This is a genomic window from Geomonas sp. (genome assembly GCF_035254065.1).
In the GTDB taxonomy this organism is placed as follows: domain Bacteria; phylum Desulfobacterota; class Desulfuromonadia; order Geobacterales; family Geobacteraceae; genus Geomonas.
The window spans coordinates 1-16,282 of the sequence record NZ_DATFBA010000312.1 but is presented as its reverse complement, the minus strand read 5'-3'; the positions used below and the strand labels follow the sequence as shown (position 1 = coordinate 16,282).

The following is a 16,282-nucleotide window of genomic DNA, read 5'->3' as shown; positions in this document are numbered from 1 at the left end:
GGCGGAGACCACGGAGATGGGAAGGGTGACGCCGGTGATCACGGTGGAGCGCCAGGAGTTGATGAAGCAGAAGACGATCAGGACGGTGAGGATGCCGCCGATCAGCAGGGTCTCCTGCACGTCGGAGAGCGATTCGCGGGTCATGATGGAGCCGTCGCGCACCAGGGAAACCTTCACCCCCGGCGGGAGCTCCGCCTGGATCTTCTCCACCACCTTCTTGACGGCGTCCACCACCGCCACCTGGTTGGCGCCGGACTGCTTGTAGATGTCCAGTCCGATGGCGGGCTGCCCGTTCACCAGGGCGAGCTTGCGCCGCTCCTCGCTGCCGTCGGTGACCTTGGCGACCTCACCGAGCGCTATCGGCCTGCCGCCGCGCTCGGCCACGGTCATGCGCCGGTATCCCTCCGCCCGGTCCGGCTTCCCTTCCACCCGTAGCGGGTACTCGGCGCCACCGCGGGTCAGGTTTCCCAGCGGGGTGTTGGTGTTTTCGCTCTTGATCCCGTTGACGACGTCGTTCACGCCCAAGGAGAGCGCGTTCAGGCGGACCGGATCGAGCTCCACGGTGACTTCCCGCTTCTGGCCGCCCACCAGGTCGACCTTGCCGACCCCGGCCACCGACTCGAAGCGCTTCATCACCTTCTTCTCCACCAGGACGGTGAGGTCGCGGGGGGAAAGGGTGTCGGACTGCACCGCGAGGGAGGCGACCGGCATGCCGTTGAAGTCGAGCTTCTGGATGATCGGCTCCTCGACCCCCTTGGGAAGGTCGCCGCGGATGGAGGCGATCTTGGCGCGCGCCTCCTGGGCGACCTCGTTCAGCTTCTCCTCGAGACGGAACTCCACCACCACGGTGGACACCGACTCGCGGGAGAAGGAGGTGACGTGCTTCACGCCGGCGACCTGGTTGACCGCCTCCTCGATCCGCTTGGAGACCTCGCGCTCCACCGTTTCGGGGGAGGCGCCCGGGTACTTGGTGACGATGGAGACCACCGGCATCTCCACGTTGGGGAACATCTCCACCGAGAGCCGCTTGTAGGAGAAAAGCCCGAGCGTCACCAGTGCGAGCATCATCACGCCGGCGAAGACCGGCCGTTTTATGGAAAGGTCTGACAAGACCATCGATCTAGACTCCTCTGCCTGCGCTACTTCCCGGCCACCGTCACCTTGTCGCCGTCCTTCACGTCGAAGCCGCCGCGCACCACGTACTGTTCTCCCTGCGCAAGCCCTCCGGTTACCTCCACCTGGTCTGCCGCCACGGCACCGGTGGTGACCCGGCGGAGCTTGGCGACGCCGCCTACCACCACGATCAGGTTCCCCTTGCCGCTGCCGCTGTCCCAGGAGGAAAGGGCGGCACGCGGCACCTGGAGCACGTTCCTGCGGCTGCCGGTGACGATCCTGCCCTTGGTGAAGAGCCCCCCTTTCAGGAGCCCGTCCCGGTTCACCACCTCGGCGACCACTTTCAACGACCGGTCGGCGGCGTTTAGCTCCGGGTTCACGAACATCACCTTGCCGGTGAAGGTCTTGCCAGGGAAGGCGTCGACCGCGAACTCAAGCGGCTGGCCACTCTTCACCCGGGCCGACTCGGTGGAAGGGACGGTGACGGTAAGGTTCAGGATCCGGTTGTCCACCACCCGGAAGATCGGTTTGGCCGCGGCGGCGTCGCCGGCCAGGTCGCCGACGTTGACGTCGCGCAGGGCGACCACCCCGTCCATGGGGGAGACCACCAGACCCTTGCCGGCACGGGCCCGCACCTGGCGTACCTCCTCCTGGGCGGCGCGGACCTGGGCCCGGGCGGCATCGATGCGGGTCTGGGCGGCGGCCGCCTCGGTCAGCGAATCATCCACCTGCTGCTGGGTCGCGAGCCCCGCTTCCTTGAGCTTCTGCATGCGCTCGCGCTCCCTTTCCGCGCGGGTGGCCGAAACCTGTGCCTGCGCCAGGGAAGCCTTGGCGGACTCGACGGATGCCTCGGCCTTCTTGGCAATCGCCTCGGTTTCTGCGACGTCGATGCGCGCCAGCGGCTGCCCCTTCCGGACGGTTACCCACTGGGTGACGAACACCTCTTTCACCAGTCCCGGAATCTGCGTCTTCACGTCGGCGGCGAACTTGGGCTGCAGTTCGCCGGTCACCTCGATCCCCTCCGTCAAATCATGTGGAGCTGCGGCGGCCACCTCCACGGCGACCGGCGGCTTCACCGCCTCGACCTTCTTCGCTTCTCCCTTCCCGGAGCACCCGCCAAGGGCGAGGCCGGTCAGGGCCACTACTGCCATCACTGCACGCTTCATCTATCTCCTCCGATTCCGGTAAAAAGCAGGCTAAGGGCCCGCTGCAGACCGGGTCCGTCTATCTTCGGCTCTGGGGTGAGTTGTTCCTGGAAGGCTGCGTTGAGCATGCCGGTCAAGGTCCAGCAGACATCGTCGGGCTGGCCGCTACCGATCTCACCTGCCGCCATCGCCTCCTTGACCAGCGCGAGCATGGCCACGTCCAGCACCCGGCATTGGGCGTCCATGTCCACCAGCGGCGTCCCCTGTGGCGGGCCGTAGTAGATGGAGAACAAAAGCCGGGCGACCTGGATGTTCTCCATGAAGTGGTCGAAAAGCACCTCGCACATGGTGAGGATCCTCCCCTTTGCTGACCCCTCGCGACCGGCGATGCTGGCGATGAGTTCCTGGTGGCGCCGGAACGGCTCCGAGATCAGTTCCAGGTAGATACCTTCCTTGCTGTTGAAGTAGTAGTAGAGGACCGGCTTGGAAACGCCGGCGCTCTCCACGATCTCCCGGACCGTCGTTGATGCATAACCGCGCGTGGTGAAAAGGGTCAGTGCCGCCTCCAGCAGCCGCTGGCGGACGCCGGCATCACCTTCCCCGGCGGTGCTTTTCTTGGGACGAGCCATACCACCTCCAAAATTTACCTACCGGTAGGTAACTTAACAGCGCGGTGAAGTCAAGGGGAAACTGCAGAGTGGGCACCGGTGGCTCGGGGGCGGCCCTGTTGGTAGTAGGAACCGTGCTGAAACAGCTTGAAGGAAAGGTGGCTGCGTAGATAACTGCTTAGATAAGGATGCCTTTGCGATGGAGCGGGGCATGGCGGATCCACTGCCATACCCCGCTCTTTTCAGGTTCGCCTTGCCTGAGTTAAGGCGCAAATTTCCAGAGGTCGTTTCCTATCGGATCGTTGGTCCAGTCCACGTAATAGCGGCCACCGAAAATCCAGAAGTTTCCCTGTGCGTCGGTCCAGGCCACCCGCGACTGTACCGCGCCCGGTTTGTTGGTAGGCGACGATACCCCTTTGCTGCCGAAGACGGCGCCCTGATTTATGGTGGAATCGCCGGAGACCCAGGTCCACTTGGTTCCGTCAAACTTCCAAAGGTCGTTCAGTTCTCCGAAAACGCCGGCCGCTGCGTACCCGGCGCCCCCTGACAGCCAGAGGTTGCCGCTGCGGTCGGCCCAGGTGACCAAATCATCCCTGCCGCCCGGCTTGTTGGCGATGGACGCCACCCCTTTCACGCCATAGACACCGCTCTGGTTGGAGGTTGTATCGCCGGAAACCCAGGTCCACGCTGCCCCGTTGAATTTCCACAGATCGTTCAGATACCCTGATTGACCGCTGCCTCCATAACCGAAGCCTCCGAACAGCCAGAAGTTGCCGCTACTGTCGGTCCAGGAGGCCGCGCCATCCCTGCTCCCGGGTTTATTGCCCGCCGATGGGACCCCTTTGCTGCCGTAGACCCCGAACTGGTTGGTGACAGTGTCTCCCGACACCCAGGTCCAGTTGGTTCCATCAAATTTCCAGAGGTCGTTCAACTCGTATTGCGCGGAGGTGGTGGCGAGACCCCAACCGCTGAAGAGCCAGAGATTGCCGCCGGCATCGACCCAGGAGACGGCAAACAGGCGTCCTCCCGGTTTGTTCACCGGCGACGCGACTCCGCGCTGGCCGTAGATCCCCAACTGGTCGGGGCTACTGTCGCCGGAGACCCAGGTCCACTTGGTGCCGTCGAACTTCCAGAGGTCGTTCAGCAGCCCGCGAAAACCGGATCCCGCGTAGCCGACGCCGCCAAACAGCCAGAGGTTGCCGTCCTTCCCAACCCAAGAGATCGCGCAACTGCGAGCACCCGGCTTATTGGTAACCGAGGGAACCCCCTTGGTGCCGTAAACCCCGTATTGGTTAATGACGGTGTCACCGGAAACCCAAGTCCAGTTGGTACCGTCAAATTTCCACAGGTCGTTGAATTCACCGCGGGTACCGGATTGGTCGCGACCCTCCCCCCCGAAAAGCCACAGGTTGCCGCTGCTGTCGGTCCAGGAGACTGCTGCGTCGCGGGCGCCGGGCTTGTTGCTTGCGGAGGCGATCCCCTTGCTGCCGTAGACGCTTGCCTGGTTGCTGGTACTGTCGCCAGACATCCAGGTCCAGTAACCCGAGTTCCTGGTCACTGTCACGTGGTACGTCTTGGTGGTGCTCCCGGAAGAGACAGACAGTGTTATGACATTCTGTCCGCTGGAAAGGGGAATGGGGGAAGAGGTGGCCCCAGAGCCGACAACCTGGCCGTTCAGCGTGACGGTTGCCGATCCCTGTGTGGTGGGAACCAAGGTGATGGATGCGACGTCGCTGGTTACCGAGCATGCGTAGTCGGTAACGGAGGAGTCAAAAGAAGGAGAAAGCGTCCCCACGGATAGGGCAAGCCCAGACAGGGCGGCCTGACCGGCAGGGGTCTGAGACGGAGGAGTCGTGCTGGTTTGGCCGCCACACGCTGATAGCCAGCAAAGAGCAAAAAAGGAGAAGAAGAGCGCGAAGACCGTGTTCCTGTAGCGAGACATGTTGCCTCCCTTGTCAATGTGATTACCCCAGTCAGAATAAGAGGTTATGTTGGGTGTCATGAGGGCCGGTACCGGCAACGGTAAAGGGTGTAATTCTATAGCACGTGTCTAATTAGAGTAAAAGAAGAAAGTTGGCGTGGGCGTGCCTGCCGGGGCTGTTGAGACGACTAGGCGACCGCTCTCCTGAACTTGGCGATGAGAAAAAAATAATCGGCTGTCTCCTTGATGATTAAAAGAAACCTGCAAAGATTCAGGTGACAAAGGACCGGTCAAAGCCAGAGCCCTCGCGGCGAGAAGAAGGAAAACCAAGGGGCGAGAAGAAGAAAAGGGTCAGGTAAGGGGCCGGCTTAGCTAGGTGATGAGGTGCATCAACAGACATGCTGGTGCCGGTGGCAGCCAGCGCTACAACGGGGTGAGCGATGAAAGGCAATTCCATTGCGTCGGTCGTCTGCTGGACGCTGGCAGGCGCAGTACTCGCCTTTACGCCGGTGAGGGCACAGGGGGTGCCTGCCTGCGGCGAGGAGATCGAGAAGTTCTGCAGCCACGTGGTACCCGGCAAGCTGGGGCTCGCCCTTTGCCTGCAGGAGCACCGCGACGAGCTTGGGCCGGAGTGCCAGGCCAAGGTGGACAAGGCGATGGCGAAAGTGGAGCAAGCCCGCAAGATTTGTGGTCCCGACCTCGCGAAGTTCTGCGCCGGAGTCAAGCCGGGCGAGGGGCGCCTGTTACTTTGCCTGAGTGGCAAGAGAAGTGAACTTGCGCCGGAGTGCCGCGCGCAGGTTGAAACGGTGCTGGGCAAGATGAAGGGAGCCGCGCCGGCCACCTCGGTGACCTCCGCCACCCCGGAAACGCCGGCCGCGCCGGCCACTGCGCCGCCCAAGGCTCAATAGAAGGGAGGACCGCATGCGTTCAGCCAGAAAGATGTATCTCGTTACTGTCTTGCTGCTGGCCTCCGTGCCGGCCTTTGCTGATGAGTTCAGCCAGACGCCTCCGCTTCCGTCGCTCAGCGACCAGGCGCAGCAAACCCCCGCCCGCTACCAGCAGTTCACGGTGGAGTGCTATCTGGGCAACCCGGACCAGAAACAGATGCTCGGCAGCCTGATGGCCAACTCCGCCCACGACGCAGGTCCCGCCTGCAACGGCATGTTCCTGGCCTGCAACGGCGCCTGCTACGGTTGCTTCACCGATTTCGATTATTCGGATGACATCTGCGTCGACAAGTCAGGGAAGAAGTATCTTCGCTGATCCCTCCAGGTCCTTCGGGAGCCGTTCGAGCAGGGAAGGATGACCGGCTGGTGGGGACTTCGTGGTGGTGAGAAAGACAGGTGAGCTCCAGAAAAAGGAGCGCATGAAAAAGGGGATCGGCACTTTCGGTGTCGGTCCCCTCTTAATTGCTTCAGAACGAGACGCAACCGCTATTGTGGCGTCCAAAAAGGACCTTCCTTGCCGAGCCTTTTCAACGTTGCCAGCAATTCGCCAGCGTACTCATTGACCCGGGAGAGATAGTCCGGCTGCAGGCGGTTTTTGCACAGCGGGCCGCTGAACACCTCGGCCCAGTTGGCTAAGGTCATGATGGATTGGGCGGAAACTGCATCATACTGCGACCAGTTTTTGACGTGCTCTTCCGACCGGAAGAGATTCATGCGGCTTCAGGCAGAGCCCCAACTCACCTCGCCAGTTAAAGCCTTCGCGAAAGGCATGTTCATGTGACCAACGACGGTTGGCGGGTTGACTTCCAGTATCTTCTCGTCGCGCATGCGGAGGGTGATGGGTTCCCCGCAATCCAGGCAGTTTGTGTCGATCCGGACTTCCTTACCAGCAAAAAGCCAGCGCACGGCCAGCACTTCGACTCCTCACTGGCCGAACCACTTCTGCTCTCCGTCGATGGTAACCAGGTACTGGGTGGGCACATTGGAAAAAGGCGCCCAGGACTCTACATAGTCGGTGTCTTTGACAAACCAGCAGCCTATCGATGACTCGGCCGCTTGATGCTGTGCCTGTCTCGCTTTCTCGGGTGGCACATCCAGAGTTTTGGCAAGTTCGGTGTAGTGTGGTGCGCGTCCGGTCTTGATGAAGTGCTCCACGACAGCAGTGTACGTTCGTTGCACCAATGCGTCTTGCATAGTCAATTCCTCCTTCTGCCAGTGGTTGTCTTTGCGGGGTGACAACCACAATGATACCACTAGCCACTGCCTCGACACCGGCAAATACTGTCCAACCTTCAATCAAAAAGGAGTATCCTCAAGAAAAGACAGGGAAAGTGAACGAGGAGGGCATGAATTGTTACCACAAGAAATATCCGGCGGGTCTTCTGCCCACGAGGGAGAGGGACGGAAGAAATACGGATGACCAAGGAGAGAAGTTATGAGCACAGCAGGTAACCACTTCTACCATGAGATGCTCCATATGCTTCATATCGAGAAGGGGACAGAGGAGCATGGTGAAACCACCGCGGCGGCAACCGTCGTGCTTTTCGGCAGGATCTTTTTCGCTGCCATCTTCCTGATGTCCGGGCCCAAGCATTTTGCCGAACAAACCATACAGTACGCGGCGTCGCAAGGCGTTCCGCTCGCCTCCATCGCCGTGCCGATTTCCGGGTTGATGGCCATCGCCGGAGGGCTGAGCGTACTCCTTGGCTATCACGCGCGGATCGGCGCCTGGCTCCTGGTGCTGTTCCTGATTCCGGTAACACTGATGATGCACGCCTTCTGGAGGGTGACCGATCCGGCCATGGCTCAGACGCAGATGGTCATGTTCATGAAGAACATCTCGATGCTGGGCGGGGCGCTGCTGATCACCCAGTTCGGTGCCGGACCGTTCAGTCTCGATGCCCGACGTCGGCACGATTAAGGGGGCGCAGACGTTATCCCGATCCTGCTGAATTTTTGCCCGATCCTCCGAAACCTTCACAAGCCATTGAAGCTCCCTACGGCTGCAGCGGACTCAGGCGGTCAGCGTTCGGAATTCAACAGACTGCGGCAGGGTCGGCTGTGGCCTGAAAAAGTGCAGGATTTAAGGGAAGGAAATGTGCAGCGGTCGGCGAGTCAGGCGGCGGCCAGGCACTCGGCGGAGGTCTCCACCCGGTTGCGCCCCTTCTGCTTGGCCCGGTAGAGGGCGGCGTCGGCCGCCTTGATGAGGGCAACCTCGTCCCAATTGTGCAGGCTGTCGGTGGCGGTCACCCCAAGGCTCACGGTGACCGGGATTACCCCTTCCGGGGTCTCCATGCCTTCACAGCTGATCCCGATCCGCAGCCTGTTGGCGAAGTCGCCCGCGTAGCGCAAAGAGCAGCCGGGGAGGAAGAGGAGGAATTCTTCGCCGCCGTAGCGCCCGATGCCGTCGTGGGGGCGCACCATGGAGCGCATGCGTTGGGCGGTCATCCGGAGCACCACGTCTCCGGCCAGGTGCCCGTAGGTGTCGTTGATCTTCTTGAAATGATCGAGATCGGCCATGATCACGCTGACGCACTGGCCGTCCCGCTGGCAGCGGGCCAGTTCCCGCTGCAGGCAATCGAGGACCTCCTCGCGGTTGCTCAGTCCGGTGAGGGCATCGCGGCTCGCCTTTTCCTGGTAGAACTGGCGTGCCGCGGCCAGCTCGTCATGCATCTTGATGATCCGCTGGCCGGCGCGCAGGCGCACCCGGAGCTCGTTTTTCTGAAAGGGCTTGGTGATGTAGTCGTCAGCCCCTGCTTCCAGGCCGGCCACGATGTCCTCGTCCCGATGATGCGCGGTGAGCAGGATCATGTAGATGTACGGCTCGCTGCGCTGCGCCCGAATCCGGCGGCAGACCTCGACACCCGCCATCCCCGGCATCTTCCAGTCCAGCAGGGCGAGCTTGGGCGGGTCCTCCGAGCCAAGGAGCCGACAGGCCTCGACACCATCGCAGGCAACCGTTACCTGGTAGCCCCACAGTTCCAGGAACTTCAGCAGCAGTTGGCGAATGACGGGGTCGTCTTCGGCAAGCAGTATGCGACGGTCGTCTCCACCCATAGTTCCCTCGCTGTTTGATCGTAGTCGTAATTATACTATCAGCTACGTTCTATTTCCCGCCTAATGCTGTTTTTACCTTCTTCAAAGTGTCGATGTTTTGTTGAAGCCCGCTGACGTGCTTCTCCATGTCGGTAATGGCAGTACCGAGCTGAGCGACATTCCCGATCATACCTCCGCTACCGGCCGCTTTCTGCATCAACTCTCCGCCCAGATCTCCCATGTCTGCGTGGGCAGGATGGGAATTCAGGGAGCCACAAAGATAACCTGCCGAAAAGATCACCGTCACCACTGCGACTCGTAAGCCGTAAAACATCGCTTTTCCTGACATGACAATCCTCCTTTAGGTCGTGATAATTATAGATTACTCCATTTCCCCGTCTTTTTAACAGGCAATTGAGCTTTGCGCGCGTCGCTTGGCCTCCAATTCCGAATGAAGCCTTAGACACTCCTGGGACGGATGTCATATAATAGGGATGTTCGACCTAGTAAATGGGAGATACCGCTATGGCTGTTGGTTGGTCTCGGGATGGTGCCGTGCAGGATCAGATAGACGCTACGGTGGAGTCGGAAATCGAGTTGGCGAGGAAGAGATTGCCCACTGGCGAAAGCATGGCCAATTGCCAGGAATGTGATGCCGCTATTCCAGAAGCTCGTCGCAAGGCTATGCCGGGAGTTCGCTATTGTGTTGCTTGCCAGTCGGAGCTCGAAAAAAAACAGAAGGCGGAAACGCTCTATAACCGGAAAGGGAGCAAAGATAGCCAACTGAAATAATCGCCGACGATTCCCGTTGCTCTGAAGGAATCTTTAATCTACAGTGAGGCACCAAGAAATCATCCTGCGACTGAAAAGGACTCTTCATGTTCTCGATTCTTTTCACCATCTGGCTCCTGTATGCGGCGATCCTGCTCAGCCCTGGGGCAAACACTATCCTTATCACCCAACTGGCCGCCAGCGAGCACGACCGGAGTGCGCGTGTCGCAGCCCTCGGGGTCGCCGTCGGTTCAACCATGTGGTGCATCTGTGCTGTCTTCGGAATACACGTTATTTTCGTGATCTTTCCCGCCATGCGAATGACACTCCAGGTGGCCGGGGGGATTTATCTCTTGTACCTCGCGAGTCGGCTCTGGCGCACGTCTTCGGGCACCGATTCCGCCAAGGCCTTGCGCGCCTCCAAAAGTTCCCTGGCCGCCTTCCGCATGGGCCTTCTCACCAATATGACCAATCCCAAGGCTGCTCTGTTCTTCGGCAGCGTCTTCGCCGCATCGTTTCCGGCCTCTCCAGGCAAAGCCCTGCAAGCCGCAGTGATCGTCATGGTCATGCTGACCTCAGCGGGTTACCACCTGCTTTTGGCCTATGTCTTTTCCCGGCACAGTGTGCGTGCCGGCTACGCACGGTCCCGCGGTGCCTTCAATCGCGTGGCTGCCGTAGGGGTGAGCTCGCTGGGACTGGGTTTGCTGGTGGCAACCTTTAAAGAGGCAAAGCGGCAGTTACTGGTCTCGTCCACCTGAGGCCGAGGGTGGGAGCCGTCGCAGAAATTGGCGTCGCGATCCAGGTATCGCGGCGCTTTTTTGCGTTCAGGAAAAGGACCATGTAGACCTCCACGTTCAATGTGTGCTGACAGGGAAACTGCGGTTGCAGCACCTTTTCGTCGCAATATCGTCCTTAGGTCGAAATCTCGTCCTCCGCGAGCGTTTCACGGCGCCCTTTTTCCCCAACCTTAAACACCTAAGCCCGTGACTAGAGCCTTCCCCCAGAAAAATCGGCATCCATAAAAGGAATCGGCACGAAATTGGCTGATGCTTTCGAGAAGAGATAAGGATTAACGGCTGGTAGTCGGCGCCATGGGAGCGCAGGCCGCGGCCTTTGCCGCCAGGCATGCAAACGGATTCAAAAAAAGCGGCGTGTTAAACATTAAAAGGCACAGCTTGCTCAACTACACCTTGAACTTGAATCAGTGAAGCCGCCAACTGTAGCAAGCACCTAAAGAGGAGGAGAAAAATGAAAAAAGTGACGCTGCTTATCATCCTGGCAGGCATACTCAATGTCGTTCCTGCATTCGGCGCAGACCAGCCCCCCGCAGCGGGAGGGAAGAACATGTGCGCCCTCGATCCGATGCAATGCCCCGATGTGGTCGAGCACATGACCATCCAGCAGATGATCAGGGTACTCCAAGCCGAGATCAATAAGGGCGCCGCGGTTTATAGCAGTGATGAGCTGAGGATCCTCCAGAACAGGCTGAACAACGCGAAGGCCACCCTCAACAGTCTCGAAGCGCAGCACTAAGCAGGAAAGCCTGTCGGGGTCACTTCGACAGTTGCACCTTTGAGGAAGAACCCGCGCACGAAAAAAGCCGCAACCTCGGGAGAGGTTCGGCTTTTTCCTTTCCATTTCCCTCGGACCAAAAGTTACCTTCTACTGCAGTGCCCAGCGCTGCTACGACCTTTGTCTCCACCCTCTTCAGCTAATCCCACCCAACTCTTAAAAAATCGTCAGAATAACTTCAGTTGAGGAACCCCGCCCTTTCTGGGCGTATGATGATGTTGAGAAGGTTGCACGCGGGTTGAAGGCCGCCCTGGATAAACGGGCATCAACAAACAATGAGTAGGTAAAAGAACCGGAAAGAAACAGTCGGGCACGGAGAAGTAAGATGAGCAAGAAAACTTTGGTCGGTATAGGCGTCGTGGTTGCGGCGTTATCGTTCGGCATAAGGATCGGGTCGCATGCCGCTGATAACCATCGCCTGAAAGAGAGCACCGTGGCAGCGGGACAGGCCGTGCAGTGGTCGTTCGATAGAGAAAAGGCGGGAAGCGTCCCGGCGGGGGCACGTACTTTAAGCGGGAGTTGGTCGGTAAGAGCGGAAAAGGACGCGCCGACACAGCCGCAGGCGCTCTGCCAGACCGCGTCGGCACGCTTTCCGGCCATAATCTTGAGCGACCGGATCTTTGCCGACGTCACCGTCTCGGCCCGGTTCAAGGCGATCTCGGGGAGCGAGGACCGGGCAGCCGGTATTATCTTCCGCATCCAGGACGAGAACAACTTCTACATCCTGCGCGCCAACGCCCTGGAAGATAACGTCAACATCTACGGATACGTGGCCGGCTCGCGTCAGGCCATTAAGGAGGGATCGGCGAAGGTGCCGGCGGGCCAATGGCAGGAGTTACGGGTGGAGGTAACCGGGAACGACATCCGTGGGTATCTGAACGGGAAGCTGGTGGTTGAGGCCAAGGACGACACCTTCCAGGCTGGCAAGATCGGGCTTTGGACCAAGGCCGACTCGGTGACCTGTTTCGACGATGTCGAGGCGATTGCCCAGTAACCGTGTGGTGAGACGACGCTGGACGGTGTAGCTCACAATGACAAGTGGCCGCTGCAGGTTTCGGATTCCCCGGCGTCGGAGGAGGTGGCCAATGAAAAGCACTCACTGGTTTCTAATGCTCTTGCTCTTGATGGGGGTCGCCGCTTTCGGGCTGGAAAAGCCGGGGCTGGTCCATCACCTGGGGAGCTGGGCGCTGCCCGGATCAGGCGGCTACGTCGACTACCTCGTCATCGGCGGGCCCGACCATAGGCTGTACGCGGGATACGCCAGCGAAGACGCGCTGATCGTGGTGGATATCGTGACCGGCAGGAGCATTGCCAGGGTCGGCGGCTTGAAGGACGTACGCAGCATTGCTCTGGTCGAGGGGAGCGACCTGGGATTCACCAGCAACCGGGGGGACGGGACGGTGGGCGTGGTCGACCTGAAAACGAACCGGCTGCTGCGGAAGATCCGCGATGGCAAAGGACCCGACGCCATCATCTATGACAAGGCTGCCGGAGAGGTCTACGTGGCGAACCACGAGGGACGCAGCGGCACCTTCATCGACCCCGCCTCCGGGAAAATCACCGGCATCGTCCCGCTGGGCGGTCTTGCGGAATACGCCCAGGCCGACCCGGCGACCGGATTGGTCTATCAGAACCTGGAAGACAAGAGCGAGATCGTCGTGGTTGATCCGAAGAAGAAGGCCGTGGTGGCGCGCTACCGGACAGCACCGGGCAAAGAACCGACCGGGATCGCCTTGGACCCCGCCCATCACAGGCTGTTCGCCGCTTGCGGCAATAACAAGCTGGTGGTGGTCGATGCCACGAACGGCTCCGTTAAGGCGGTGCTGCCCATCGGCTCCGGCGTTGATTCGGTAGCCCACGACCCTGCGCTACGCCGCCTCTACACGGCCAACGGCGCTGCGGGGACCATGACCGTGATCCGGCAGGAATCGGCAGATAAATACGCGGTGATCGAGAACCTAAGGACCCGCGAGGGGGCCCATGCCCTTGCCGTGGACCCTGCAACTCACCGCGTCTATGTGGTGCACGGGGCCAGGATCGAAGTCTATGACAGCCTGCCCGACCGCTGAAGGAACCCTTAGACAGTGCCTGTGCCAGGAAAGCTAAAGGAGAAAGAGGATGAGATGGATAATACGGGAACAGGTAAAGGTGGACCGGGTGGCGCCTTTCTATGGTCGGGAAAGGGAATCGAGCGGCCCCTTCAGAGCCTGAGGCTCTAGAGAATGTCGCTCCTGCCTCAAGTACTGCGGTCGCTGCCGCATGACGGGTGGTTGCTGTTCATCGCCCGGAGTGCGCGGATGTTCGCCTACGGCTTCCTGGCGGTGGTCCTGGCCCTTTACCTGGACCGCATCGGCATCTCCGCCAAAGGGATCGGCCTTCTCTTGACGCTTACCCTGGTCGGCGATACAGCCATCTCGTTGTGGCTCACCACGGTCGCCGACCGCTTTGGCAGGAAAAAGATGCTGGTCGTGGGGGCGGGGTTGATGCTCCTGGCCGGCGGCGTTTTCGCAGCGACCACGAATTATCCGCTTCTGGTTTTGGCCGCAACCGTCGGGGTGATAAGCCCCAGCGGCAATGAGGTCGGTCCCTTCCTGCCGATAGAGCAGGCTTCCCTCACCCAACTCGTTGGCAACAAGGAGCGTACCGGGGTCTTCGCCTGGTACAGCCTGGCGGGGTCCGTTGCTTCGGCCGTTGGAGCGATTTTCGGCGGCGGGCTGGCCCAGGGCCTGATCAATGCCGGGTGGAGCCCGGTGGCAAGCTACCGGCTGCTCCTCGTGGTCTATGCGGGGGTGGGAGCCCTCCTGTGGGTGTTGTTCAGGCGGTTGACGCCGGCGGCGGAATCCCCCCGCGACGAGTCGGCACCGGCTGCGGCCCCTTCATTTTTAGCCGCCCGATTAGGGCTGCACCGCTCCTTTCACCTGGTGCTGAAAATGTCCGGACTCTTCGCCCTGGATGCCTTTGGCGGGGGGTTCATTCCGCAAAGCATCATGGCCTATTGGTTCTACCTTCGCTTCGGGGTGGAGCCCGGGCTGCTGGGGAGCATCTTCTTCGTTGCCAACCTGCTGGCCGCCGTTTCCGCCCTCGCTGCGGCGCGGGTAGCCGCAAGGATCGGGCTGATCAGGACCATGGTCTTCACCCATCTTCCCTCCAACATCCTGCTGATATTGGTGCCGCTGATGCCGAACCTGCCTCTGGCAATCGCGGTGCTGCTGCTGCGGTTCAGCATCTCGCAGATGGATGTGCCGACCCGGCAGTCCTACACCATGGCCGTGGTGAGCCCGGACGAGCTATCGGCTGCCGCCGGGATCACCGGCGTTGCCAGGACGACGGGCGCCGCGATTTCCCCTATCTTCACCGGAATCTTTCTGGCCAACGCCGCTCTCTGGAACGTACCTTTCTTTCTGGCCGGTGGCCTCAAGATCATTTACGATCTGTCGCTGTACCGGAGCTTGCAGGCAGTGAAGCCGCCCGAGGAATAGCGAGCGGTGCAGAGAAAGCTGATAGCCGAAGAATGGCTTGAACAGGAAGCAGGATAAGGTGGTGTCACCATCAGCCTTAGTGCCAGCAATGGGGAGACGCACCTAGCTTCCCCTTTTTTCACGTACCGGTGTCAAAACCCATGCAGCAGCAGGTCTACTGCCTCGAATATTTCGCCTCGCTTGTGGTTGAGGTTGAAAACCCAGTCTTCGAGTTCCCGCGCCGGAAATGATGCCATCTCCGGGACAGAGGCAAAAACGCTTTCCGTCTGGATCGAGAATACGGGGCAGAGCGCGCTGATGCCGACCCTTTGCAATTCACACCGAACAAGGGGAACCACCATCCGAGTGCGCAAGTGGAAATGGAGGTCGTTTTGGATGCCCAGCAAAAAGGGGACCTGAACCCGTGCCACCATTTTCCACAACTCGCTTGCTGGATAAGTTTAGAGTTTTCTCCTATCCCTCGTGGTCGCTCCAAAGCCTCTGGTAAACACCAGCACCAACGCCAGGACGGCTTGCGGGGCGCGAAGGCGCACTCGGCGTCAGGATCGGTAGGGGCGGGGGCTGAACGGGCGGAGAGGAAAGTTCGCAGTGCACCAACTCACCAACTCACCAACCCAACCACCCTCTTTAGGAGAATCAACGCATCAACGATATCGATCACACCGTCCGGCGAGTTGAGTGGCGCAATGTCCCCCCTGGAAACCACGTTTGGCGTAGCGGTCTCCAGCTTGGCGGCGATGCGCAGCACCTCGACGGCGTCGGCGAGATCTACCTTGCCGTCTCCGTTGACGTCCCCCTTCATACCGGTCGAGCACGTTGCTGTGAGCCCTCCGTTGCTGCCGTCACAGCTCCAACTCCACGGCCCGGCGCCGGTTAGCGCGCTTGCCGTGCCGGTCGCACAGAGATTGGCCGTGGGAGCGCTGGTAACGTATCGTCCCTGGCTGCCACCGCAGGCTCCGTTGACGGGGTCGGCGAGGAAGTTCGCGGTGATCGCCATGTTGGTCGTCACCAGGCTTACCGTGAGTGGGTTCATTGTGGTGGCAACGAAGCCGCCCGTGCCGCTCCAGTTAACGAAATGATAACCGCCAGCGGGGACAGCGGTCACGGCGGTTGTGCTGCCGCCGTAGTTGACGGTCTGCGTGGTGTCGCCGGCGAGGGTTCCGTTGGGACCAGCCGTCAGGGTAACGCCGAAGCTCTGTACAGCGGCCGAGCAAGCGGCGCTATGGGCGCCGTTGGTCCCGCCGCAGGTCCAGTTCCACGGGCCGGCGCCAGTCACCGGGCTCGCCGGCCCGGTGGCGCAGAGACCGCTGCTGGGGATGGTTGTAAAGGTGCCACCGTTACTGCCGCCGCAGGCGCCGTCCACCGGATCGCCGAGGAAATTCGCGGTAATGGTCATGTCTTCCGTGACGTTGCTCACGGTCAAGGGGTTCATCGTGGTGGCAACAAAGCCGCCCGTGCCGGTCCAGTTGACGAAATGATAACCGGAAGCGGGGACAGCGGTCACCGCACTGGTGCTGCCGCCGTAGTTGACGGTCTGGCTGGTGGCGCCGGTTATGCTGCCATTTTGACCAGCTGCGAAGGTGACGCCGATGCCGGAGGTGGTGACGTCATAGCTTTCATTGAGAGTTGTGGATTTTTCCCATCCGCCGCTAGCGGGTACCAGGGCAGCGCCGCCCATGACGTAGATCCT

Annotated in this window: 20 protein-coding genes and 1 pseudogene; 9 read left to right on the top strand and 12 right to left on the bottom strand. The window is 60.6% G+C overall.

Going from position 1 to position 16,282, the window contains the following annotated elements:
• The 5 genes and pseudogenes from VJ604_RS14430 to VJ604_RS19380 form a co-directional block, all read right to left on the bottom strand.
• Nucleotides 1-1,116, bottom strand: a 1,116-nt coding sequence (locus VJ604_RS14430; RefSeq protein ID WP_324083646.1) for an efflux RND transporter permease subunit, incomplete at its 3' end; no start/stop codon positions are given.
• Between the two features lie 23 nt (nucleotides 1,117-1,139).
• A complete protein-coding gene (locus VJ604_RS14425) occupies nucleotides 1,140-2,279 on the bottom strand; it encodes an efflux RND transporter periplasmic adaptor subunit (RefSeq protein WP_324083644.1) in 1,140 nt (379 codons plus the stop codon).
• Nucleotides 2,276-2,887, bottom strand: coding sequence for a TetR/AcrR family transcriptional regulator (locus VJ604_RS14420; protein ID WP_324083641.1), 612 nt, complete (start codon nucleotides 2,885-2,887; stop codon nucleotides 2,276-2,278). The genes VJ604_RS14425 and VJ604_RS14420 overlap by 4 nt, the downstream gene beginning before the upstream one ends.
• 241 nt (nucleotides 2,888-3,128) lie before the next feature.
• Nucleotides 3,129-4,394 carry a hypothetical protein gene (locus tag VJ604_RS14415; protein WP_324083638.1) on the bottom strand — a complete coding sequence of 422 codons (1,266 nt, stop codon included), beginning with the start codon at nucleotides 4,392-4,394 and terminating at the stop codon, nucleotides 3,129-3,131.
• Nucleotides 4,395-4,475: 81 nt separating this feature from the next.
• Nucleotides 4,476-4,808 (bottom strand): annotated as a pseudogene (locus tag VJ604_RS19380) (cadherin-like beta sandwich domain-containing protein); the annotation flags it as partial.
• Nucleotides 4,809-5,227: 419 nt separating this feature from the next.
• Between VJ604_RS19380 and VJ604_RS14405 the strand changes: the two are divergent.
• Nucleotides 5,228-5,695, top strand: a complete 468-nt coding sequence (locus tag VJ604_RS14405) for a cysteine rich repeat-containing protein (RefSeq protein ID WP_324083634.1) — start codon at nucleotides 5,228-5,230, stop codon at nucleotides 5,693-5,695.
• Nucleotides 5,696-5,708: 13 nt separating this feature from the next.
• Nucleotides 5,709-6,050 (top strand): hypothetical protein, encoded by a 342-nt coding sequence (locus VJ604_RS14400; protein WP_324083632.1) that lies wholly within the window; start codon nucleotides 5,709-5,711, stop codon nucleotides 6,048-6,050.
• A gap of 170 nt (nucleotides 6,051-6,220) precedes the next feature.
• Here VJ604_RS14400 and VJ604_RS14395 read toward each other — a convergent pair whose 3' ends face one another.
• Genes VJ604_RS14395 through VJ604_RS14385 form a run of 3 tightly spaced genes read right to left on the bottom strand, consistent with a single transcriptional unit; the run spans nucleotide 6,221 to nucleotide 6,928 of the window.
• A complete protein-coding gene (locus VJ604_RS14395) occupies nucleotides 6,221-6,448 on the bottom strand; it encodes a hypothetical protein (RefSeq protein ID WP_324083630.1) in 228 nt (75 codons plus the stop codon).
• 6 nt (nucleotides 6,449-6,454) lie between these two features.
• A complete protein-coding gene (gene merB / locus VJ604_RS14390) occupies nucleotides 6,455-6,649 on the bottom strand; it encodes an organomercurial lyase (RefSeq protein WP_324083628.1) in 195 nt (64 codons plus the stop codon).
• A gap of 9 nt (nucleotides 6,650-6,658) precedes the next feature.
• Complete coding sequence (locus VJ604_RS14385) at nucleotides 6,659-6,928, bottom strand: hypothetical protein (protein WP_324083626.1); 270 nt, start codon at nucleotides 6,926-6,928, stop codon at nucleotides 6,659-6,661.
• A 241-nt stretch (nucleotides 6,929-7,169) separates the two neighbouring features.
• Here VJ604_RS14385 and VJ604_RS14380 point away from each other — a divergent pair, with 241 nt between their 5' ends.
• Nucleotides 7,170-7,655, top strand: a complete 486-nt coding sequence (locus VJ604_RS14380) for a DoxX family protein (RefSeq protein ID WP_324083624.1) — start codon at nucleotides 7,170-7,172, stop codon at nucleotides 7,653-7,655.
• Nucleotides 7,656-7,849: 194 nt separating this feature from the next.
• Here VJ604_RS14380 and VJ604_RS14375 read toward each other — a convergent pair whose 3' ends face one another.
• Both VJ604_RS14375 and VJ604_RS14370 read right to left on the bottom strand, forming a co-directional pair.
• Nucleotides 7,850-8,791, bottom strand: coding sequence for a GGDEF domain-containing protein (locus VJ604_RS14375; protein WP_324083621.1), 942 nt, complete (start codon nucleotides 8,789-8,791; stop codon nucleotides 7,850-7,852).
• A gap of 49 nt (nucleotides 8,792-8,840) precedes the next feature.
• Nucleotides 8,841-9,119, bottom strand: a complete 279-nt coding sequence (locus VJ604_RS14370) for a hypothetical protein (RefSeq protein WP_324083619.1) — start codon at nucleotides 9,117-9,119, stop codon at nucleotides 8,841-8,843.
• A gap of 176 nt (nucleotides 9,120-9,295) precedes the next feature.
• Here VJ604_RS14370 and VJ604_RS14365 point away from each other — a divergent pair, with 176 nt between their 5' ends.
• The 6 genes from VJ604_RS14365 to VJ604_RS14340 all read left to right on the top strand — a co-directional run bounded on the left by VJ604_RS14365 (nucleotide 9,296) and on the right by VJ604_RS14340 (nucleotide 14,592).
• Complete coding sequence (locus VJ604_RS14365) at nucleotides 9,296-9,562, top strand: DksA/TraR family C4-type zinc finger protein (RefSeq protein WP_324083618.1); 267 nt, start codon at nucleotides 9,296-9,298, stop codon at nucleotides 9,560-9,562.
• Between the two features lie 86 nt (nucleotides 9,563-9,648).
• Nucleotides 9,649-10,299 carry a LysE family translocator gene (locus VJ604_RS14360; RefSeq protein ID WP_324083616.1) on the top strand — a complete coding sequence of 217 codons (651 nt, stop codon included), beginning with the start codon at nucleotides 9,649-9,651 and terminating at the stop codon, nucleotides 10,297-10,299.
• Nucleotides 10,300-10,789: 490 nt separating this feature from the next.
• Nucleotides 10,790-11,074, top strand: a complete 285-nt coding sequence (locus tag VJ604_RS14355; RefSeq protein WP_324083614.1) for a hypothetical protein — start codon at nucleotides 10,790-10,792, stop codon at nucleotides 11,072-11,074.
• Between the two features lie 364 nt (nucleotides 11,075-11,438).
• A complete protein-coding gene (locus VJ604_RS14350; RefSeq protein ID WP_324083612.1) occupies nucleotides 11,439-12,107 on the top strand; it encodes a 3-keto-alpha-glucoside-1,2-lyase-like domain-containing protein in 669 nt (222 codons plus the stop codon).
• A gap of 91 nt (nucleotides 12,108-12,198) precedes the next feature.
• Nucleotides 12,199-13,182: a YncE family protein gene (locus tag VJ604_RS14345; protein ID WP_324083610.1), complete on the top strand. Its 984-nt coding sequence runs from the start codon at nucleotides 12,199-12,201 to the stop codon at nucleotides 13,180-13,182.
• Between the two features lie 153 nt (nucleotides 13,183-13,335).
• Complete coding sequence (locus VJ604_RS14340; protein ID WP_324083608.1) at nucleotides 13,336-14,592, top strand: MFS transporter; 1,257 nt, start codon at nucleotides 13,336-13,338, stop codon at nucleotides 14,590-14,592.
• A 131-nt stretch (nucleotides 14,593-14,723) separates the two neighbouring features.
• Here VJ604_RS14340 and VJ604_RS14335 read toward each other — a convergent pair whose 3' ends face one another.
• Both VJ604_RS14335 and VJ604_RS14330 read right to left on the bottom strand, forming a co-directional pair.
• Entirely contained in the window at nucleotides 14,724-15,005 is a 282-nt protein-coding gene (locus VJ604_RS14335; protein WP_324083606.1) for a CcdB family protein, read from the bottom strand.
• A gap of 185 nt (nucleotides 15,006-15,190) precedes the next feature.
• The coding region (locus VJ604_RS14330; RefSeq protein WP_324083604.1) for an InlB B-repeat-containing protein at nucleotides 15,191-16,282 on the bottom strand (1,092 nt) is incomplete at its 5' end.